The sequence below is a fragment of the Streptomyces sp. NPDC030862 genome (assembly GCF_055571835.1).
The window spans coordinates 802448-821683 of the sequence record NZ_JBVIEN010000001.1; the positions used below are offsets into that span (position 1 = coordinate 802448).

Here is a 19236-nt window from a genome sequence, read left to right on the forward strand (position 1 = left end):
GCCTGCGGTGGGGGCGCCGCGGGGGCGAGCTTTGTTGCCGTTCCGGCAACGCGGCCCGCCGCCGCTCGGACCGCCACCGCTCGGCTCGTGACCCCTCGGCTCGTGGCCGCTCGGCTCAGTTGGCGGCGTGGGAGGGCGCGATGGCCTCGACCCGCGACGCCAGCTCGAAGTCGCGTTCGGTGATGGCGCCGCCCGCCGAGTGGGTGTTCATGGTGAGGCCGACCGTGTTGTAGCCGAGGGTGAGGTCGGAGTGGTGGTCCAGCTCGTCCTGGATCTGCGCGATGTGGACGACCATCGCGGTGGCGGCGAAGTGGGTGGGGAGGCGGTAGGTGCGGGCGATCCGGTCGCCCTCCTGCGACCAGCCGGGAAGCTCGCGCAGCCGGTCCTCGATCTCCTTCTGTGACAGCGGCTCAGTGGGCATGGCCGGCCCTCCGTTTCGTTTCGGTACGGACGCTGACGACGTGCCCGTGACGATACGTTCCGATGCCACCGGCCCGTGGTCAACACGTGGGTTACCGTCTGCGGTATGACAACTCTGGCTACCGGTACCGGAATAGGCCCGTTGCTGCGGGGCTGGCGTGAGCGGAGGCGGTTGAGCCAGCTGGAGCTGGCGCTGCGCGCGGACTCGTCGGCCCGTCACATCTCGTTCATCGAGACGGGGCGCTCGCGGCCCAGCGAGGAGATGGTCCTGCGCCTCGCCGACCATCTGGAGGTACCGGTCCGGGAGCGCAACGCGCTGCTCCTGGCCGCCGGTTACGCCCCCCGGTACGCCGAGACGCCACTGGACGACCCGTCCCTCGGCGCCCTGCGCGAGGGCATCGAGCGGCTGCTCGCCGGGTACGACCCGTACCCGGCGGTCGTCGTGGACGGCTCGTACACGGTGGTGGCGGCCAACCGCGGTATCGCGATGCTGCTGGAAGGGGTTCCGGAGCACCTGCTGGCACCGCCGATGAACGCCATGCGCATCACCCTGCACCCGCAGGGCCTGGCACCGAGGATCCGCAACCTGCGGGAGTGGCGCGGGCACCTGCTGGCGCAGATGGAGCGCCAGATCGCGCTGGCCCGCTCCGAGCCACTGCGGCTGCTGTACGAGGAGGTCGCGGCGTACCCGCTGCCGGAGACGGGCGGCGACCCGGGGGACCGCGAGGACCCGACCCCGTACCCGTACTTCGCGCTGCCCCTGCGCATCGAGCACGACGGGCGGGTGCTGTCCTTCGTGTCGTCGATCTCGACGTTCAACACGCCGATGGACGTGACGGTCGCCGAGCTGGCCATCGAGACGTTCCTCCCGGCCGACCCGGCGACGGTCGCGTACCTCCAAACTCTCTAGCGGCCCGCCATCGCCCGCAGGGCGGACCACTGCAGGGCGGCGAACCCGGCCACGGTGGCCGCCTGCATCGGGATCCACAGGGCCCCGGCGGTGCTGGGCGACAGCCAGACGACGAGCGCGACGACGCTGAGCACCGCCCACAGCACATTGGCGTCGACGACCAGCTTGACGGCCGTGGCGGACGGCTCCGGCCGGGAGGCCAGGTAGCCGACGGCGGCGGCGAACGCGGTGAGGAACAGACCGAGTTCGAGCAGGAGCACCGCGTCGACGCCCAGGAGCCGGCCGAGGGGCCCGGAGGCGAGGGCGTACGCCAGCCCGTTGGCCCCGGTGACGACGGCGTCGAGCGCGAGGAAGCGGCGCAGCATGGTCTGCGGCTCGGTGGTGCGGGAGATGCCGGCGAGCAGGGCCTGGGACATGGCGGGCCTCCATCGAGGTCGGGGTCGGCGTCGGCGTCGGGGCCGTACCGAAGGGACTGGCGCCGGGTCCCGGCCGCAGTGCGGCGGCCGGGCCCCGGTGACCCCAACGATGCCGCGCGGGGTGGGTGGGGGTCGATTACCGCCGAGGTAATGCGGCCCGGCCCCGGGCTGGGCAGGGTCAGCGGCGGCGGCCGCCGTGCAGCTCCAGCCGCTCCCCCGGGAAGCGCCCGCGGAAGCCGCGGTCGTGGGAGACCGCGACCACCGCTCCCGGGTACGCGGCGAGCGCCGCCTCCAGGTCCTCGATCAGGTCGAGCGCGATGTGGTTGGTCGGCTCGTCGAGGACGAGGAGGTCCGCGGGCCGGGTCACCAGCCTCGCGATCTGGAGCCGCCGCTGCTGGCCCGCGGAGAGGGCCGTCACCGGCACGTGCAGGTCCTCCTCGCGGAACAGGCCCAGTGCCAGCAGTTGGTCGGCGGAGTCCTCCGGCAGGCCGGGCCGGCCGGCCGCGAAGGCGGCGAGGAGCGGGAGCCGCGTGGAGCGCGCGGGCAGTTCCTGCGCCAGGTATCCGATGCGCGCGGGGCGGCGTACCGCGCCCGCGTCCGGTTCCAGGTCGCCCGCGAGGACGCGCAGCAGCGTCGTCTTGCCGGCGCCGTTCTCGCCGGTGACCAGCAGCCGCTGACCGGGGGCGATCGCCAGCCGGTCCTCCAGGCGCAGCCGCTCGCCGACGGTGACGCCGTCGAGCTCGGCGAGCGGGCCCTCGGCCGTCGGCTCGGTTGCGGCCAGGGCCGCGGTGAACCGGAGCGGTTCGGGTGGTGCCGGCACGGGGTTGCGGCGCAGGTGGGCGAGGTGTTCCCGGACCGCGCGCACCTGCCCGCCGAGCTTCGCCTCGTGCGAGCGGCGGTGCTTGCCGAAGCCCTGCCGCGGATCCTTGCCGGTGGTGGCGAGCCGCTTCCCGGCGGCCTCCAGCAGCTCCTCCGTACGGGCCACCTCATCGAGCCACTGCGCGTAATCCTGCGCCGCGCGGCGCCGGGCGGCGGCCTTCGCGGCGCGGTAGCCGGCCCAGCCGTCGCCGTACCGGCGCACCGTGCGCGCGTCCCGGTCCACCTCGAGGATCGTGGTGGCGACGCGCTCCAGGAAGCCGCGGTCGTGGGTGACCGCGACGACGGTGCCGCGGTGGGCGCGCAGGTGTTCCTCGAGCCAGCGCACGGCCGCCGCGTCGAGGTGGTTCGTCGGCTCGTCGAGCAGCAGCAGCTCGGGCCCGGCGGCCAGGGCGCAGGCGAGGGCGAGGCGCGACTGCTCACCACCGGAGAGCGAGCCGAGCACGCGGTCGCGGGTGATCCCGGCGAGCCCGAGCCCGTGCAGGGCGGCGTCGACGCGGGCGTCCGCCTCGTAGCCGCCGCGTTCCTGGTACGCGGTCAGCAGCTCGCCGTACGCGGCGAGTTCGCCGTCCGAGGCCTCACCGAGACGCTCCTCCGCCGTACGCAGCCGGTGCTCCATGTCACGCAGGTCGGCGAGGGCCAGGTCGACGGCGTCCTGGACGGTGCGGTCGGGGTCGAGGTCGATGGTCTGGGCGAGGTGGGCGACACCGCCGGGAAAGCTCACGGTGATCTCCCCGGCGTCCGGCGCCTCGGCCGCGGCGAGCAGCCGCAGCAGGGTGGACTTCCCGGAGCCGTTCTCACCGATGACGGCGGCCTTCTCGCCCGGGCGGACGGTGAAGGAGACCTGGTCGAGGACGGTCCGGGTGCCGTAGGTCTTGGTGACGTCCTTGACGGACAGCTGTGCCACGGCAGCGGGTGCGGGCGTGGCGGTATGGGCGCGTGCGCGCATGGTGACTTCCTGTGGGCGTGCGAAGGGTCTACGGGCGCGAAGACGGCGACGGTGGCGTCGGCCGTGCCCGGACTCACAGGAAGAAGAAGAGTGCCATGCCTCCACCATAACAAGACGATTCGTCTCGTCTCAACTTATTGCCGAACCGCGTCTCCCCAGCGCCTGCCCTCCGCCTCCCCAGCGCGTCGCGGCGGTTCAGCCCGCGATCAGCTCCCCGATCCGGCGCTCCGTCCAGTGGCCCGCCACGCCCGGGCAGGAGGCGAGGTAGGCGGTGACGGTGTCCGCGTCCCAGGCGCCCGTCGCCAGGAGGCCGGCGGCGATGTGGCGGAGGTAGTCGGCGGCGGGCGCGTTCCAGGGGACGTCGCGCATGCGCCACGGGGCCGTGAACGTGAGGAGCGGGTGGCCGTCGAGCATCCCCGCGCAGACCAGCGTCTCGTAGCGGCCGTCGCCCAGGACCACCCGGCCGTCGCGCAGCACCCCGGTCAGGTCGAGGTCGGTGTCCGGGCCCGGCTCGCGGTACATCTCCTGGGCGGCGATGTCCGAGAACTGCTGGGCCGTCACCAGGTGCGCCCGGGCCAGGACGCACCCCCCGGCGTCGGGGTCGTAGAAGGCCCGGCCGCCGGTCCACACGGGCGACTCGGTGGCGAAGTAGAGCGCGCCCGCCAGCTCCACGGGCACGGAGGCGGCCGGGAGGCGGCGGTCACGGCAACCGGGGTAGCGGCGGTTCGCGTCCGGCGGGGCGCCGCCCAGGATGTAGTGGGCCAGCCGGTCGACGTGCGTGTTGGATCCGTAGGACGTGTACCAGACCTGCGTCGTCATCCGGCGACGGTAGCGGCGTGGCGCGTGAAGTTCTGCTGTTGGCCCGCTTAAGAAAAGCTCGATGGACGCGCGGGCCCGGTGTGGGCAGATTGGTGCGCGTTCACGATCTCCAGCCGTACCCCACCCGTACCCCCACCCGGGAGCTGCGCCGATGAAGGCACTTGTCAAGCAGAAGGCCGAGCCGGGCCTCTGGCTCATGGACGTGCCGGAGCCCGAGACCGGGCCCGGCGACGTACTGATCCGGGTGCTGCGGACCGGCATCTGCGGTACCGACCTGCACATCCGGTCCTGGGACGGCTGGGCACGGCAGGCGGTGAACACGCCGCTGGTGCTGGGGCACGAGTTCGTCGGGGAGGTCGCGGCCGTCGGCGCCGACGTGAGCGACATCGCGGTCGGCGACCTGGTCAGCGGCGAGGGGCACCTGGTGTGCGGCAAGTGCCGCAACTGCCTGGCGGGGCGGCGGCACCTGTGCCGGGCCACCATCGGGCTGGGCGTCGGGCGGGACGGGGCGTTCGCCGAGTACGTCGCGCTGCCGGCGTCCAACGTGTGGGTGCACCGCACCAAGGTGGACCTGGACGTGGCGGCGATCTTCGACCCGTTCGGGAACGCCGTGCACACGGCGCTGTCCTTCCCGCTCGTCGGCGAGGACGTCCTGATCACGGGCGCCGGCCCCATCGGTGTCATGGCGGCGGCGGTCGCCCGGCACGCGGGGGCGCGCAACGTGGTGATCACCGATGTGAGCGAGCCCCGGCTGGAACTCGCCCGCAAGGTGGGCGCGACGCTCGCCGTCAACGTCGCCGAGACGACCATCGGCGAGGCGCAGCGGCAGCTCGGGCTGCGCGAGGGCTTCGACATCGGCCTGGAGATGTCCGGGCGGCCCGAGGCCATGCGGGACATGGTCGCCAACATGACGCACGGCGGCCGGATCGCGATGCTCGGCCTGCCCGCCGAGGAGTTCGCCGTCGACTGGTCGAAGATCGTCACCTCGATGATCACGGTCAAGGGAATCTACGGCCGGGAGATGTTCGAGACCTGGTACGCCATGACCGTCCTGCTCGAAGGCGGCCTCGATCTCGGCCCCGTGATCACCGGCAGCTACTCCTACCAGGACTTCGACGCGGCCTTCGACGAGGCCGCCACCGCCCGCAGCGGCAAGATCATCCTCGACTGGACTGTTTAGTTTTGTGGCTCGGTTCGCTCGCCGGGCTTTGAGAGCAGGGAGCACCCCTCATGTACGACTCCGTCCGCGACGAGTTGCGCGCCACCCTCGACGAGATCCGCGACGCCGGTCTCTTCAAGCCCGAGCGCGTCATCGCCACCCCCCAGAGCGCCACCGTCTCCGTGGCCTCCGGTGAGGTCCTGAACTTCTGCGCCAACAACTACCTGGGCCTCGCCGACCACCCCGAGGTCGTCGCCGCCGCCAAGGAGGCGCTGGACCGCTGGGGCTACGGCATGGCGTCCGTGCGCTTCATCTGCGGCACGCAGGACGTCCACAAGGAACTGGAGCGGCGGCTGTCGGCGTTCCTGGGCCAGGAGGACACGATCCTGTACTCCTCCTGCTTCGACGCCAACGGCGGCGTCTTCGAAACGCTCCTCGGCCCCGAGGACGCGGTCATCTCCGACGCCCTCAACCACGCCTCCATCATCGACGGCATCCGGCTGTCCAAGGCCCGCCGCCACCGGTACGCCAACCGCGACCTGGCCGACCTGGAGCAGCAGCTGAAGGACACCCAGGACGCGCGGCGCCGGCTCATCGTCACCGACGGCGTCTTCTCGATGGACGGCTACGTGGCGCCGCTGCGGGAGATCTGCGACCTCGCCGACCGGTACGACGCGATGGTCATGGTCGACGACTCGCACGCCGTCGGGTTCGTCGGCCCCGAGGGGCGCGGCACCCCCGAGCTGCACGGCGTGATGGACCGCGTCGACATCATCACCGGCACGCTCGGCAAGGCCCTGGGCGGCGCGTCCGGCGGTTACGTCGCGGCGCGCGCCGAGATCGTCGCGCTGCTGCGCCAGCGCTCGCGCCCGTACCTCTTCTCCAACTCCCTCGCCCCGGTGATCGCGGCCGCGTCGCTGAAGGTCCTGGACCTGCTGGAGTCCGCCGGCGACCTGCGGGAGCGGCTGGACGCCAACACCAAGCTGTTCCGTACGCGCATGGCGGAGGAGGGCTTCGAGATCCTGCCCGGCGACCACCCGATCGCCCCCGTGATGATCGGGGACGCGGCCGAGGCGGCGCGCATGGCCGAGCTGCTGCTGGAGCGGGGCGTGTACGTGATCGGCTTCTCGTACCCCGTGGTGCCGATGGGGCAGGCGCGCATCCGGGTGCAGCTGTCGGCGGCGCACTCCACGGAGGACGTGGAGCGGGCGGTGGCCGCGTTCACCGACGCACGCGCGACAATGGCGGGGTGATCGACCCCCGGCGGCTGCGCATCCTGCGGGCCGCGGCGGACCACCGTACGGTGACCGCCGCGGCGGCGGCGCTGTACCTGACCCCGTCCGCCGTCTCGCAGCAGCTCGCCGCGCTGGAGCAGGAGACCGGGCACACGCTGCTCACTCGGAGCGGCAAGGGCGTACGGCTCACGGCGGCCGGCGAGATCCTGCTGGAACACGCCAACGAGGTGCTCGCACAGCTGGAGCGGGCGGAGGCGGAGCTCGCGGCGTACGCGGGCGGCGCGGCCGGCGAGGTGACGGTGGCCGCCTTCGCGACCGGGATCGCCGAGGTGCTGGCCCCGGCGATCGGGCGGCTGGCCGAGACGCACCCCGGCATCCGGGTGCGGGTGCGGGACGCGGAGGGCGACGAGTCGCTGCCGCTGGTCCTGGACGGCGAGGCGGACGTGGCGCTCGCGGTGGAGTACCGGGGCGCGCCGCGGGAGGGCGACCGGCGCCTCGCGCGGGTGGCGCTGTACGCGGAGCCGTTCGACGCGGTGCTGCACGCCGGTCATCCGCTGGCGCAGGGGCCCGAGGTGGCGCTCGCCGCGCTGGCGGACGCCGACTGGATCGGCCCGTACCCCGGCAACCCCTGCCACGACATGGTGCTCCTCGCCTGCGAGCTGGCGGGCTTCGACCCGCGGCTGGTGCACTCCTCCGACGACTTCCGCGCGGTGGTGGCCCTCGCGGGCGCGGGCGCGGGCGTGGCCCTGGTCCCGCGCTCGGCGCTGCGGGGCATGGAGCTCAAGGACGTGGTGGTCCGCCCGGTGGCGGGTCCGGCGGCGTTCCGCCGGGTCTTCGCCGCGGTACGGCGGGGGGCGGAGGGCCACCCGCTGATCCGGCCGGTGCTGGGAGCGCTGGCGGACGCGGCGGAAGGGCTGTCCGCGGCGGACGTAAACGGCGTGGCGTAAACGGCGTGGCCCGTTCCCGGCGGTACGCCGGGAACGGGCCACCCCCCGTCCCGCTAGCGGTCGGGGCCGTCGATCAGCCGGCCCAGGCCTCCACGCGGGTGTTCTTCGAGCCCTCGAGGATGAGCTTCACCGTCTCGCCGCGCTTGTAGGCGACGGTCGCGTAGTGCTTCTTGCCGTTGCAGCGGTGCTTCTTCGTGGTGGACTTGCCGGTGTCCAGGACCAGCACCTTCAGCTTGGCGTTGCCGCCGCCCCAGCAGGTGAAGACGCCGCGCGCCATGCTGGAGCCGCCCGGCAACTTGTAGCCCTGGGAGACCCACTTCTTGTTGTGGCTCTTGAGGTAGTCACCGCTGATGTTGGCGTTCCACAGGTTCTTCCAGCCCGCCTTGGTGACGACGGGGCCCGGGGCCGCCTCCGCCGCGACGGGGGCCGGGGCGGTGGGCGTCGCGGCGATGGCCGGGGCGGCGCCCATGGCCAGGCCGCCACCGAGCATCACGGTCGCCGTGGACAGGGCGAGGCTCCTGCGCAGGTTCATGGTCGTGCTTCCCTCCGTTGGTGGGCCGGGGGCGGTGCCGCCCGGCGGTTGCGAGAACGACTTTTCCGCGTCAATTCGGGCCGGGCCAGAGCCGGCCGGAAGGATGGGGCGGCGTGGGACGTCCCACGTTGCGACCTGCTGGGACGCGCCGTCCCACGCGGCGTCGGCGGGACGCCGCCGCTGTCCGGAACGCACCGGGGGACGCGGGGGACGGGAACTCTTGGCCTTCCCTGGATGTCACCGCGTGGTGGAGATAGGGGGAACAGCACATGGCTCGATGGAAGGAACTGCCGCCCGGCCTCGGGGAGCGCGAGCGGCAACTGCTCGTCCAGCTGCGCCGCTTGAAGGACCACAGCGGGCTCAGCCTCGCCGCGCTCGCGGGCCGGACCGGTTACAGCCGCTCCTCCTGGGAGCGGTACCTCAACGGGAAGAAGCCCGTGCCGCGCCAGGCCGTCGAGGAGCTGGCCCGGGTGTGCGGGGCCGATCCGACACGGCTGGTCGTGCTGCACGAGGTGGCGCTCGGCGACCGGGAGGCGCCGTCATCCGAGGGACGCGAGGCGGACGACACCGGGGGCACGGCGAGCGCCCCCGCCGCGGTGGACCGGCCGGGCGGGGCAGCGGAGCACGGCACGCCGGAGGGCGTTTCGGACGCGCGCGACGCCGGCCTGCCGGAGGGCCGGGCCGGCCACGGGGCCGCCGGCGGGGAGACCGCCGACCGGAAGGTCACCGACGGGGAGGTCTCCGACGGGGAGGCGGCCGTTACGGAGGACCGGGACCTCGGCCGGTCCGGGCGGCGGGCGGCGCGCGTGATGCCGCTGGGGAGCGGGCTCGTCGTGGTCGCGCTCGTCGCGGCCGCCGCCTTCGTCGCCGGTCTGCTGACCGCCAGCGCGTGGCGGGAGACCGGGCCCGCCATGGAGGGCGCGTCCGCGTCGGCGTCCGGGTACCGCCGGGGGCAGACGTACGACTGCGAGATCCGGCGCGAGAAGGGCGAGCTCCGGGCGGGGCACAGCACCACGCGCGAGATGCTGCTGGACATCAACAGCACGGGCTTCGACGTGGTGGAGACCCAGTGCCTGCTGCGGGAGCACGGCGTCGACCCGCAGGCGACGGACGGCCTGTACGACGAGCGGACCAAGGAGGCCGTCAAGCGGTTCCAGAAGGAACGCGGGCTCGTCGTCGACGGCATCGTCGGCCCCGACACCTGGAGGGAGTTGCGGCGGTGAGCGCGGGCACCGGGATCGCCACCGAATGCAGCCGGCTCGCCGCCGCGCTGCGCGAGATGCGGGAGGCCACCGGCCTGAGCCTCGCCGCACTCGCCGCCCGTACGCCGTACAGCAAGTCCTCCTGGGAGCGGTACCTCAACGGCAAGGCGCCGGTGCCGCGCCAGGCCGTGGAGGCGCTGTGCGCGATGGTCGGGGAGCCGCCCGGTCGGGTGCTGGCGCTGTGGGAGCTGGCCGACGCCGCCTGGAGCGGCCGCGCCGCGCCACCCGAGCCGGCCGGGTCAGCCGGGTCGGCCGGGTCGGCCCGCCGCGGAGCGGGCCCGGGGCAGGGCGGCCCGACGGCGCCCCGGGGCGCCGGGGAGGTACGGCTCCGCCGGTCGCCCCGGCGCCCGCGGCGGTGGGCCGCCCTGGCGGCGGGAGCCGTGGTGACGGGCATCGCCCTCGGCCTCGGCGGCCTGAGCGGCCCGGGGCCACTGGTCCTGCCCCGCGGGGACGGCACCCCGACGTCGCCCGAGCCGAGCCCCCTGGAGTCCGGCATCCGCAACCCCGGCTGCGCCGGGGTGTCCTGCGAGGGCGAGGACCCGAAGGACATGGGGTGCGGCGGCACCGGGATGGTGTCCACCGTCGCGGCCCGTACCGCCTCGGACGGGCAGCGCCTGGAGCTGCGGCGGGGCGAGGACTGCCGTGCGGTGTGGGTACGGGCCACCGGGCTCCGGGCGGGCGACGGCGTGGAGCTGACGATGCCGGGCGGCCGGACCCAGCGGATCGTCGCGCCCGGGGGCCGGGCCGTCGAGGGGTACGTCGCCACCCCGATGGCGGCGGCCGACGCGCCCGGGACGGCCGGCGCTCAGGTCTGCCTCCTGCCCGCGCGCGGTGACCGGGAGTGCTTCGGCTGAGGCGGCCGCCGTGGGGCGCCGCGCGCTGTGACGCCTCGCGCCGGGGCGCGGTCAGCGGCGCGCGGCGCGCTCCTTGCGGGCCGACATCCACGCGTACACCGGCACGCCCGCGAAGAGGAACAGCACGCCCTGGTAGACGGCCGCGTAGCCGGAGCCGGCGACCAGCCACAGGGAGAAGCCGAAGGCGAGGGCGGCGAGGAGCGCGTCGCGGACGAGGCGGCCGCGGTGGACGCGGTCGGTCTGTCCGGAGGCGAGGAAGTGGATCTGCGCGGCCGTGGACAGCAGGTAGGGGACGGTCGCGGTGAAGGTGGTGACGAGGACCAGGACCTCGAAGACGCCGTCGGAGCCGGCCGTGTAGTTGTACACGGTCAGCAGCGAGGCGAGGACGACGGTGACGAGGACGCCGACGGTCGGCACGCCGCGCTTCTTGCGGGCGAAGGCCTTCGGGAAGAGCCCGTCCCGGGCGGCGGCGTACGGCGTCTGGGCGCTGAGCAGCGTCCAGCCGTTCAGCGCGCCGACCATCGAGACCAGTGCCATGCACGCCACGGCGGTGCCGCCCCAGGAGCCGCCGAACATGGTGTTGACGGCGTCGGAGAAGGGGGCGTCGGAGGCGACGAGCTTGTCGTGGGCGACGGTGCCGAAGACGGAGAGGGTGCCGAGCAGGTAGAGCGCGGCGGCGCCGAGCGTGCCGAGGATGGTGGCGCGACCGACGTTGCGCTCGGGGTCGCGGACCTCACCGGCGCTGACGGCGGCCGACTCGACGCCGAGGTAGCTGAAGAGCAGGATCGCGGCGGAGGCGGAGATCGCGCCGAGGGCGCCGGAGTCGCTGCCCTGGAAGGGGCCGAGGTTGCCGGAGTCGAAGAAGAACAGCCCGCCGACGGCGACGAGGAGCAGCGGCACGAACTTCAGCACGGTGGCGGTGAGCTGGACGGCGCCGACGTACCGCGTCCCGGCCAGGTTGGCGAGGGCGGGCAGCCACTGGAGGCAGAGGGCCGCCGCGATGGTCGCGGCCGTGGAGTGGTGGACGGGGATCAGGACGTCGAGGTAGCCGACGGCGGCGACGGCGAGTGCCGCGTTGGAGACCCAGGTGGTGATCCAGTACGACCAGGCGGCGAGGAACCCGGCGAAGTCGCCGAAGGCCTCGCGGGCGTAGACGTAGGGGCCGCCGGTGTGCGGGTGGCGCCGGGCGAGGCGGCCGAAGACGAGCGCGAGGGCGATCGCGCCGACGGTGAGGACGGCGAAGGCGACCAGGCTGATGGTGCCGTACGGGGCGACGGACGCGGGGAGGAGGAAGATCCCGCCGCCGATGATGTTGCCCATGACCAGGGCGGTGGCGATCGGGAGACCGAAGCGCCGGGCGTGCTTGTTCTCCTGCGTGCCCGGCTGGTGGTCGGGGTGGTGCTGGTCGCGAGGGTGCTGGGGTGGGGTGAGGACCGTGGCCATGGGGGGTGCGGTGCGCCTTTCTCCGTATAAACCTCAGATATGGTCGAGGAGGGAGGGCGTCGCTCCAAATCACCCGTTTTTGTCCGGCGCGAGACCATCCGGAACCGGAAAAACTTCTTCCACTTGTGGCTGTGGCGGCGATTCCTGCACGGCCCGTACGGTCTCCCCGAGCCCCTGCGACTCGCGCAGCCAGCGGCGCAGCACCCGGTGCACCTGCTCCGCGCCCACCAGATCGCCGCCCCCCTCCACCGGCGCCGACAGGGTCAGCGGGGACAGCAGGAACGGCCGCCCCTGCTCACCGCCGAGCCCGCCGTGGGAGCCGATCTGCTCCTCGAAGGCGTGCACCTCACCCGTCGACGGCTCGTACATCGAGTTGACCATGATGTCCGCGGCGTGCGCGAACGAGTCCGTACGCCGGACGGCGTCGGCCGCACCGGGGCCGAAGACGGCGAGCGGGCCGGCGTCGCCGTCGGCGAGTTCGTCGACCGGCACCTCGCGGCCGTCCGGGCCGATCACCACCGAGCCGTGCTCCTCGCTGCGCACCAGCACGAAGCCGATGCCGGGGTGGCGGGCCAGGGTGGGCAGCAGAGCGGGGTGGCGGCGGTCGATCTCCTCGCGCGACAGGCGGTAGGGCACGTCCGGGAAGGAGATGAGCCCGAGGTTCCCGGAGGCGAGCACCACCGGGTCCGAGCCGCGCGGCGGACGGACCTCGGCCGGCTCCTCCACCGGGCGGTGCAGGGCGCTGCGCAGCGCGCCGCGCGCCTCCGCGCCGGTCTGCGTGCGCCGGGCGCGGCGCGGGACGGGCAGCCCGCACGCGACGCGGACCAGGTCCTTCAGCGTCAGCCCGTACCGGCTCCGGAAGGTCTCGCCGGGGCTCTGGCCGTGGTCGGAGAGGAGCACGATCCGGTACGGGCGCGGCGCGTGCTCGGCGACCTCGGCGATGAGCGCGAGGGACCGGTCCAGCCGCTGGAGCACCTTGGCGGCGTCGCGGCTGTACGGCCCCGAGTGGTGGGCGACCTCGTCGTAGGCGACGAGGTCGGCGTAGACGGCGGGGCGGCCGGCGAGCACGTCGCCCATGACCGCCGCGACGACGACGTCCCGTTCGACGACGGTGGCGAAGGCGCGGATGAAGGGGTAGAGCCCGCCGCGGCGGACCCGCGGTGTCTCGCGGCGGAGGCGGGCCCGGGTGGACTGGCCGATCTCGCGCGCCACCTCGGCGACGAAGGAGACGGCGGTGCGGACGGCGTTGGCCGGGTCGCTGAAGTAGGCGAAGTAGCCCGCCCTGGAGCGGTTTCCGCGACCCCGGCGCGCCGTGACCGAGAGGACCAGGGCGAGTTGGCCGGCGCCTCCGCTGAAGAGGTTGCCGCGGCTCGCGCCGCCCCCGGCCAGCAGCCCGGGGTCACCGGTGCGCGCGACGGCGCGGCGCTGGAGTTCGGCGGCGCTGGCGGGCCGGTTGCTCACCATCAGCTGGCCGGTGTCCTTCTCGTACCAGCGGAAGGCGGGGACGTCGTGGTTGGAGCCGTGCAGCAGGGCGAGCTGGCTGGCGCCCGTCTGGCTGGACCAGTCGGTGCGCCACGGGGTGAGGCGGTGGCCGGCGCCCGGGCCGTGGAGCCAGGACGCCACGGTCGGCATCAGGCCGTCCTCGGTCGCGCGCAGCAGGAGGTCGTGGCCGACGCCGTCCAGCTGCAGGAAGACCACGCCCGGCACGGACGCGTCGGGCCCGCGTGCGGAGCGGGGGCGGCGCCGGTCGGTGAGCCGGTAGAGCCTGCGGCGGTAGGCGTCGTCGTCGCGTACGGCGACGGCGGTGGAGGTCGCGGAGGCGACGGCGGACATCACGGCGGCCACCACGACGGCGTTCTCCGGGTCGGCCTGGCCGCGGCCGTCGGGGATCAGCCGGAGCGCGACGAGCAGCAGGGAGCCGTTGAGGAAGAAGACGAGCAGCCCGAGGACGAGGGCCGGGACGAGCAGCAGGGCGCGTACGACCAGGGGCCACACGAGCGCGCTCAGCAGACCGAAGACCCCGGCGCCCCAGGCGGCGGTGACGGCGGTCCGGGTGATGGTGTCGCCGTCGTCGGACTGCAGCCGGAAGTCGGGGAGCAGCGCGGCGAGCGCCAGCATGGTGAGGCTCGACACCGCCCAGACCGCGACCACCCGCAGCACGGCGCTGCCGGTCCTCCGCCATCGCCTCTCCGCCACGCCGCCAGCCTTCCGCCGAGCCTGGCTCCAGCGTGGCACACGGAACGTCAACGCCGTCCGTCGAACGAGGTCAGCGGCCGTCGTAGCCGGCGGTCGGCATGGAGAGCCTGCGGTGCACGTGGGCCTTCATGGCCGCGTCGTACGCCGGCTCGTCGAGCCCGGCCGTCTCCAGGCGTACGCCCCGGCGTTCGCACTCCGCGGAGAAGGCCCGCGCCGAGGTGACGGCCCGCTCCAGCACCCGCTCGTTGGGGGCGACGAACAGGTCCACGGCGCCCGCCTCGATGTCCGCCCACAGCATCCGGTGGTCGGGGCGCAGCCCGTAGAGCAGCAGCTGCCGGCTGACGACATAGCCCTTGTCGGCGGCCCAGCGCTCGCACATCGCGTGCTGGCTGCGGGTATCGACCAGGAACGGGTCGCGCTCGAGCTCCTCGAGCGGCGTCAGGCTGGCGATCGCCGCCACGCGTACGTCCTCCATGGGCCGACCCTACTCCGATCGGCTCCGCGTGAGGAGGCGCGGAACTACGCTCTAGGGAGCGTAGTTCCGCTGAGCGGGCACGGGCGACGAGGAGGGTGGCGGGCCGGTGGAGGTCACCTGGTGGGGTCATGCCACCTGCACGGTCGAGGACTCCGGAGTGCGGGTGCTCACCGATCCCCTCTTCGCGCGCCGGCTGGCCCATCTGCGCCGGCGGCGGGGCGCGTTGCCGCCGCCCGAGGCCGCGCGCGCCGACGCGGTGGTGGTCTCGCATCTGCACGGCGACCACCTGCACCTGCCGTCGCTGGCCCGGCTCGCGCCCGGCACCTCGCTGATCGTGCCGCGCGGCGCGACCCGCTCCGTGCCGGGGCTGCGCAGGCTGGACGGGCTGCGGATCACCGAGGTGGGCCCCGGTGACGAGGTGGCGGTGGAGCACCTGGTCGTACGGGCGGTGCCGGCGCTGCACGACGGGCGGCGGCTGCCGGTGGGGCCGCACCGCTCCCCCGCGCTGGGGTACGTGGTGACCGGTGAGGCGCGCACGTACTTCGCCGGGGACACCGGGCTGTTCGACGGGATGGCGGACGCGGTGGGCGAGGTGGACGTGGCGCTGCTGCCGGTCGGCGGCTGGGGGCCCTACCTGGGCCACGGGCACCTGGACGCGCGACGGGCCGCGCAGGCGCTCGCCGCGCTGGGGCCGCGCGCGGCGGTGCCGGTGCACTACGGCACGTACTGGCCGATCGGGATGGACGCGGTCCGGCCGCACGAGTTCCACGCGCCGGGCGACGAGTTCGTACGGCACGCGGCGCGGCTCGCACCGCGGGTGGCGGTGCACCGGCTGGGGCACGGTGAGCGCGTACGGCCGGAGGTCCGGCCATGATCGCCGTGCTGGGTGCCGAGTGGGCGGCCGAGTGGGGGCCGGGGCTGGCGGCGGGGCTGCCGCCGGAGCCGACGCAGCAGGCGATCGGCTATCCGTCGCTGTTCCTGCTGGTGGCGCTGGGGGCGCTGGTCCCGGTGGTGCCGACGGGGGCGCTCGTCAGTTCGGCGACCGTGGTGGCGATCCACCAGACGGCGCCGTTCTCGCTGGCGGCGGTGTTCGCGCTGGCGGCCGGCGCGGCGTTCGCCGGGGACGTGGCGCTGTACTGGCTGGGCCAGCGGGGTGTGCGTTCGAAGAACGGCTCGCGCCTGCTGGAGGCGTTGCGCGACCGGGCGGCGCCGGACCGGCTCGAACAGGCCAGGGCCAAGCTGCGTACCCACGGGGTGTCGGTGCTGGTGCTGTCCCGGCTGCTGCCCGCGGGCCGGATCCCGGTGATGCTGGCGTGCCTGCTCTCCGGGATGCGGCTGGGAGGGTTCGTGCGCGGCGACATCCCGGCGTGCCTGGCGTGGGCGGCGACCTACCAGCTGATCGGCGTGCTGGGCGGCTCGCTGTTCGCCCGCCCCTGGGAGGGCGTGGCGGCGGCGGTGGGCCTGGCGCTCCTGATCAGCGCGGTGCCGGGGATCTGGCGGCGGCTACGGCGCCACAACCCGTGACCCACCGACCGGCAGGTCCCAGAGGCGGTCGCGGGGCAGGCCGGCGGCGGCCCAGGCGGCGTGCAGGCGGGTGAGGGGTTCCAGGACCGGCTCGGAGGAGAGGACGAAGGTGGCCCAGTGCATGGGCGCCATCACCCGGGCCCCGAGGTCCTGGAAGGCCTGGACCGCCTCCTCCGGGTCGGTGTGGACGTCGCGGAGCCACCAGCGCGGGGCGTAGGCGCCGATGGGGAGGAGCGCCAGGTCGATGCCGGGGTGGCGGCGGCCGATCTCCGCGAACCAGTGGCCGTAACCGGTGTCGCCCGCGAAGTAGACGCGCCGGCCGGTGGGGTCGGTCAGCACCCAGCCGCCCCACAGGGAGCGGCAGGTGTCGGTGAGGGTGCGCTTGGACCAGTGGTGGGACGGTACGAAGTCGAAGCGGACCCCGCCCAGTTCGGCCGCCTCCCACCAGTCGAGCTCGGTGACGCGGGTGAAGCGGCGGCGGCGGAACCAGCGGCCGAGCCCCGCGGGGACGAAGACCGGTGTGTCGCGCGGCAGGCGCTTGAGGGTGGGGGCGTCGAGGTGGTCGTAGTGGTTGTGGCTGATGACGACGGCGTCGACGGGCGGCAGGTCCTCCCAGCGCACGCCGACGGGGGTGATGCGGGCGGGGGTGCCGAGGATGCGGCGGGACCAGACGGGGTCGGTGAGCACGGTGAGGCCGCCGAGGCGGACGATCCAGCTGGCGTGGCCGGCCCAGGTGAGGGCGACGGTGCCGGCGTCGGCGGCGGGCAGCGGTTCGGGGGCGTACGGCAGCTTGGGGATGTCGCGCAGCCCGTCGGGGCCGGGCCGGACGGCGCCCTCCCTGGCCAGCCTGGCCATGGCGCGTACGCCCGGGAGGGGCGCGGTGAGCCGGTCGGCGAAGGATCTCGGCCAGGAGCGCACCTCACCGAGCGGGCGGAGGGCGCCGCCCGCCACGGAGCCCGTCCGGCCGGCCGGGGCCGCCGGGGCCGTTTGTACGGTGGCCGTCGCGGCGGTCATCGCCGTCGTGGGGGACGTCGCCGCCGTGGGGGACGTGGGTGACGTCTGTTCCGTCATCTGCGCGCTCCGTTCACCGTGGTCCTTGAAGATCGTGGAAAGCGGCTGCGAACGTCTCCACCGCTCGCGCGATATGCGGCAGTTCCAGTGGCCGCTGCGCCGTGAGGGCCTCCATGCGCTCCTCCGTCGTGGCCCCGAGGAGCGGCCCGGTCGACAGTCGTACGCGCAGTGCGCCCAGCTCGTCGCCGAACCGGTGGCCGCCGGGAGCGGGCGCGCCCAGCCGGCCGGTGAGGTACTCCTCCAGCTCCATCGAGTCGGTGACGCCCCGCTCGGTGAGGCGTCCGCGCAGCGGCCCGAGGTCGGCGTAGAAGTGGCGCCCGGCCTGCGGCGGCAGGGCGAGCGCTCCGGCGGTCAGTACGGCGCGGTGCGCGGCGGCGGCCACGCGCGCGTGGAGCGCGGCCGCGGCGGCCGCCCGGGCGGTGACCGGTTCCGGCTCGCCGAGCGCGTGGGCGGCGGCCGCGGCGACGGGCCCCGCCACATGGGCGCCGAGCGCCGTGAGCAGGTCCAGGACGCGGGCGCGGCGGGCGGCTCCGGCCGGGGTGGGCGGGAAGCGGGCGATCGCGGTGGGCCAGGCCGGCGGGGTCAGGGCGCCGGCGAGGTCGCAGAGGACGGTGACGTCCTCGGGGCACATCTCGGCGGGGCTGACCAGCACGGTGTCGTGCGGCCGGTGCAGGGTGTCGCGCCAGGTCTCGTCGCTGACGATGTGCAGGCCCTCGCCGACCGCCGCCTCGCACGTCTCGCGCACCAGCTCGGGCGGCGGGACGGTGGCGGTCGGGTCGTCGGCCACGCACAGCAGCAGCAGCGCCGGGTGGCCGCCTTCGGCGCGCACCCGCCGCACGGTCTCCAGGAGGGCGTACGGGTCGGGTACGCCGCCGCATTCGGCGGGCGTGGGCACGGAGTACGCGGGTCTGCCGAGGAGCCGGGCCTGCGGGGCCCAGCCGGCGGGGCAGGGCCGAGGCAGCAGGACGTCGCCGCCGTGCGCGGCGATGAGCGCGGCGAGCAGCGGCTGCGCACCGGGGGCGGCGGCCAGGTCCTCGGGGTGGCAGCGCAGTCCGCGCCGCCACCAGTAGCCGCAGGCCGCGTCGCGCAGGACGGGGCCGCCGCCGGGCGGTTCGGCCTCGGTGCGGTCGGCGGCCGCGGCGAAGACGGCGACGAGTTCGGCGGCCGTCGGCAGGCCGGCTTCGGGCGCCCCGGGCGCGTACCGCACGGGTCCCCGCCCCTCGGGGAGCGAGGGCGCCTCGGGGGGCGAGGGGGCCTCGGGGCCGTCCGCTGCCGGTTGCCGCATGCCTCTCTCCGCCCTGGCGTCCCTGCCGATGTCGGTGCTGTTTGTGTGGGGGACCCTGCCCGTGCCCGGAGCCCGCTATCCGTCCCCAAAGCCTTTTATACGGATGTTCCCGGCAAGTCGCCGCTCCGGGTGGGGGCGGTCTTCGCCGGGGCCAGCCGGGCCAGTTCCTTCTCCAGGCCGCGGCCCCGGGTGTGTACGACACCGGCGGCGACGTCCGCGAGCTTGCGGTTGGTGAGCTGGGAGATCCGGCGCAGCACGGTGTGGGCCTCGGCGGCGTCGCAGCCGAGGACGTGCATCACGATGCCGCCGGCCTGGTCGATGACGGGGCGGGAGCGCAGTGCGGTGGACAGCTGGCCGACCTCGGTGAGTGCGGCGCGGTAGCGGCGGTCGCGGGCGAGGCCCGCGGTGATCTCCTCGCCGAGGATGGCGGCGGGTCCGTGGGCGGCGTCCTCCAGGGAGCCGGCCCGGAAGCCGTAGAGGTTCAGGGTGATGTCGATGCCGGCCCGGTGGAACGGGAGGGTGATGCTGGCCCGGACGCCGGAGCCGAGGGCCATGGCCCGGTAGTCGGGCCAGCGGTCGTCGGTGAGGAGGTCCTCGGCGTCGACGGGTTCGCCGGTGTCGAGCGCCGTGTGGATGGGTCCGTCGCCGGAGTCGAGCTGGACGGCGACGAGGGCCGCCAGGTCCGGATGGGTGGCGGCGGTGCGGCGCTCGGACTCGCCGTCGCTGAGGGTGGCGACGGCCCCGCAACACGCCGGGACGGACCGTACGCACTGCTCGGTGAGTTTCTGCAGCCTGCGGACGGTGGAGGCCGGTTCCGGGCCTTCGTACTCGTGCTCGGGCAGCATCGCGGTCCTCCTTCCTCC

General features: G+C 74.6%; 19 protein-coding genes. 8 read left to right on the forward strand and 11 right to left on the reverse strand.

Annotated elements, in window-relative coordinates; genetic code table 11:
* Positions 1-115 precede the first annotated feature (115 nt).
* Complete coding sequence (locus ACZ42X_RS03610; protein WP_468283841.1) at positions 116-421, reverse strand: 4a-hydroxytetrahydrobiopterin dehydratase; 306 nt, start codon at positions 419-421, stop codon at positions 116-118.
* A 105-nt stretch (positions 422-526) separates the two neighbouring features.
* Between ACZ42X_RS03610 and ACZ42X_RS03615 the strand changes: the two genes are divergently transcribed.
* Complete coding sequence (locus tag ACZ42X_RS03615) at positions 527-1330, forward strand: helix-turn-helix domain-containing protein (RefSeq protein ID WP_468283843.1); 804 nt, start codon at positions 527-529, stop codon at positions 1328-1330.
* Here the strand turns inward: ACZ42X_RS03615 and ACZ42X_RS03620 are convergent.
* From ACZ42X_RS03620 to ACZ42X_RS03630, 3 genes are all read right to left on the reverse strand, one after another.
* Positions 1327-1746 carry a hypothetical protein gene (locus ACZ42X_RS03620; RefSeq protein WP_468283845.1) on the reverse strand — a complete coding sequence of 140 codons (420 nt, stop codon included), beginning with the start codon at positions 1744-1746 and terminating at the stop codon, positions 1327-1329. The genes ACZ42X_RS03615 and ACZ42X_RS03620 overlap by 4 nt on opposite strands.
* Positions 1747-1924: 178 nt before the next feature.
* Positions 1925-3571, reverse strand: a complete 1647-nt coding sequence (gene abc-f, locus ACZ42X_RS03625; protein ID WP_468283847.1) for a ribosomal protection-like ABC-F family protein — start codon at positions 3569-3571, stop codon at positions 1925-1927.
* A 195-nt stretch (positions 3572-3766) separates the two neighbouring features.
* On the reverse strand, positions 3767-4390 hold the full coding sequence (locus ACZ42X_RS03630) for a histone deacetylase (RefSeq protein WP_468283849.1): 624 nt from the start codon (positions 4388-4390) through the stop codon (positions 3767-3769).
* 151 nt (positions 4391-4541) lie between these two features.
* On the opposite strand from ACZ42X_RS03630, the gene tdh reads away from it, so the two are divergent.
* From tdh to ACZ42X_RS03645, 3 genes are read left to right on the forward strand one after another with little or no spacing between them, the layout of a single operon-like run.
* Positions 4542-5570: an L-threonine 3-dehydrogenase gene (tdh, locus tag ACZ42X_RS03635; protein WP_468283851.1), complete on the forward strand. Its 1029-nt coding sequence runs from the start codon at positions 4542-4544 to the stop codon at positions 5568-5570.
* A gap of 50 nt (positions 5571-5620) precedes the next feature.
* Positions 5621-6802 carry a glycine C-acetyltransferase gene (locus tag ACZ42X_RS03640; RefSeq protein WP_468283853.1) on the forward strand — a complete coding sequence of 394 codons (1182 nt, stop codon included), beginning with the start codon at positions 5621-5623 and terminating at the stop codon, positions 6800-6802.
* Positions 6799-7731, forward strand: a complete 933-nt coding sequence (locus tag ACZ42X_RS03645; protein ID WP_468283855.1) for a LysR family transcriptional regulator — start codon at positions 6799-6801, stop codon at positions 7729-7731. The genes ACZ42X_RS03640 and ACZ42X_RS03645 overlap by 4 nt, the downstream gene beginning before the upstream one ends.
* A gap of 73 nt (positions 7732-7804) precedes the next feature.
* On the opposite strand, the gene ACZ42X_RS03650 is transcribed toward ACZ42X_RS03645, so the two are convergent.
* Positions 7805-8263 (reverse strand): hypothetical protein, encoded by a 459-nt coding sequence (locus ACZ42X_RS03650; RefSeq protein WP_468283857.1) that lies wholly within the window; start codon positions 8261-8263, stop codon positions 7805-7807.
* A gap of 269 nt (positions 8264-8532) precedes the next feature.
* On the opposite strand from ACZ42X_RS03650, the gene ACZ42X_RS03655 reads away from it, so the two are divergent.
* Entirely contained in the window at positions 8533-9486 is a 954-nt protein-coding gene (locus ACZ42X_RS03655; protein ID WP_468283859.1) for a helix-turn-helix domain-containing protein, read from the forward strand.
* Entirely contained in the window at positions 9483-10379 is an 897-nt protein-coding gene (locus ACZ42X_RS03660) for a helix-turn-helix domain-containing protein (RefSeq protein ID WP_468283861.1), read from the forward strand. The genes ACZ42X_RS03655 and ACZ42X_RS03660 overlap by 4 nt, the downstream gene beginning before the upstream one ends.
* A gap of 51 nt (positions 10380-10430) precedes the next feature.
* On the opposite strand, the gene ACZ42X_RS03665 is transcribed toward ACZ42X_RS03660, so the two are convergent.
* The 3 genes from ACZ42X_RS03665 to ACZ42X_RS03675 all read right to left on the reverse strand — a co-directional run bounded on the left by ACZ42X_RS03665 (position 10431) and on the right by ACZ42X_RS03675 (position 14493).
* Complete coding sequence (locus ACZ42X_RS03665) at positions 10431-11822, reverse strand: amino acid permease (RefSeq protein ID WP_468283863.1); 1392 nt, start codon at positions 11820-11822, stop codon at positions 10431-10433.
* 69 nt (positions 11823-11891) lie between these two features.
* Complete coding sequence (locus ACZ42X_RS03670) at positions 11892-14018, reverse strand: phage holin family protein (protein ID WP_468283865.1); 2127 nt, start codon at positions 14016-14018, stop codon at positions 11892-11894.
* Between the two features lie 70 nt (positions 14019-14088).
* Positions 14089-14493, reverse strand: a complete 405-nt coding sequence (locus ACZ42X_RS03675) for a hypothetical protein (RefSeq protein ID WP_468283867.1) — start codon at positions 14491-14493, stop codon at positions 14089-14091.
* Positions 14494-14599: 106 nt separating this feature from the next.
* On the opposite strand from ACZ42X_RS03675, the gene ACZ42X_RS03680 reads away from it, so the two are divergent.
* Together ACZ42X_RS03680 and ACZ42X_RS03685 are read left to right on the forward strand one after the other, a co-directional pair.
* Positions 14600-15367 carry an MBL fold metallo-hydrolase gene (locus ACZ42X_RS03680; protein ID WP_468283869.1) on the forward strand — a complete coding sequence of 256 codons (768 nt, stop codon included), beginning with the start codon at positions 14600-14602 and terminating at the stop codon, positions 15365-15367.
* Positions 15364-16017, forward strand: a complete 654-nt coding sequence (locus ACZ42X_RS03685; protein ID WP_468283871.1) for a DedA family protein — start codon at positions 15364-15366, stop codon at positions 16015-16017. The genes ACZ42X_RS03680 and ACZ42X_RS03685 overlap by 4 nt, the downstream gene beginning before the upstream one ends.
* Here ACZ42X_RS03685 and ACZ42X_RS03690 read toward each other — a convergent pair.
* The 3 genes from ACZ42X_RS03690 to ACZ42X_RS03700 form a co-directional block, all read right to left on the reverse strand.
* Positions 15997-17088 (reverse strand): MBL fold metallo-hydrolase, encoded by a 1092-nt coding sequence (locus tag ACZ42X_RS03690; RefSeq protein ID WP_468283873.1) that lies wholly within the window; start codon positions 17086-17088, stop codon positions 15997-15999. The genes ACZ42X_RS03685 and ACZ42X_RS03690 overlap by 21 nt on opposite strands.
* A gap of 13 nt (positions 17089-17101) precedes the next feature.
* The gene (locus ACZ42X_RS03695) at positions 17102-18373 is read right to left on the reverse strand and encodes an aminotransferase class I/II-fold pyridoxal phosphate-dependent enzyme (protein WP_468283875.1); all 1272 of its coding nucleotides are present in this window, start codon (positions 18371-18373) and stop codon (positions 17102-17104) included.
* A 95-nt stretch (positions 18374-18468) separates the two neighbouring features.
* Positions 18469-19218, reverse strand: coding sequence for an ANTAR domain-containing response regulator (locus tag ACZ42X_RS03700; protein WP_468283877.1), 750 nt, complete (start codon positions 19216-19218; stop codon positions 18469-18471).
* Positions 19219-19236: the final 18 nt, after the last annotated feature.

Coding starts and splice junctions, on each gene's coding strand:
- ACZ42X_RS03665 (WP_468283863.1), bottom strand. CDS start 11,822: ATGGCCACGGTCCTCACCCCACCCCAGCACCCTCGCGACCAGCACCAC.
- abc-f (WP_468283847.1), bottom strand. CDS start 3,571: ATGCGCGCACGCGCCCATACCGCCACGCCCGCACCCGCTGCCGTGGCA.
- ACZ42X_RS03640 (WP_468283853.1), top strand. CDS start 5,621: ATGTACGACTCCGTCCGCGACGAGTTGCGCGCCACCCTCGACGAGATC.
- ACZ42X_RS03690 (WP_468283873.1), bottom strand. CDS start 17,088: ATGACGGAACAGACGTCACCCACGTCCCCCACGGCGGCGACGTCCCCC.
- ACZ42X_RS03695 (WP_468283875.1), bottom strand. CDS start 18,373: ATGCGGCAACCGGCAGCGGACGGCCCCGAGGCCCCCTCGCCCCCCGAG.
- ACZ42X_RS03650 (WP_468283857.1), bottom strand. CDS start 8,263: ATGAACCTGCGCAGGAGCCTCGCCCTGTCCACGGCGACCGTGATGCTC.
- ACZ42X_RS03700 (WP_468283877.1), bottom strand. CDS start 19,218: ATGCTGCCCGAGCACGAGTACGAAGGCCCGGAACCGGCCTCCACCGTC.
- ACZ42X_RS03675 (WP_468283867.1), bottom strand. CDS start 14,493: ATGGAGGACGTACGCGTGGCGGCGATCGCCAGCCTGACGCCGCTCGAG.
- ACZ42X_RS03615 (WP_468283843.1), top strand. CDS start 527: ATGACAACTCTGGCTACCGGTACCGGAATAGGCCCGTTGCTGCGGGGC.
- ACZ42X_RS03685 (WP_468283871.1), top strand. CDS start 15,364: ATGATCGCCGTGCTGGGTGCCGAGTGGGCGGCCGAGTGGGGGCCGGGG.
- tdh (WP_468283851.1), top strand. CDS start 4,542: ATGAAGGCACTTGTCAAGCAGAAGGCCGAGCCGGGCCTCTGGCTCATG.
- ACZ42X_RS03630 (WP_468283849.1), bottom strand. CDS start 4,390: ATGACGACGCAGGTCTGGTACACGTCCTACGGATCCAACACGCACGTC.
- ACZ42X_RS03655 (WP_468283859.1), top strand. CDS start 8,533: ATGGCTCGATGGAAGGAACTGCCGCCCGGCCTCGGGGAGCGCGAGCGG.
- ACZ42X_RS03620 (WP_468283845.1), bottom strand. CDS start 1,746: ATGTCCCAGGCCCTGCTCGCCGGCATCTCCCGCACCACCGAGCCGCAG.
- ACZ42X_RS03610 (WP_468283841.1), bottom strand. CDS start 421: ATGCCCACTGAGCCGCTGTCACAGAAGGAGATCGAGGACCGGCTGCGC.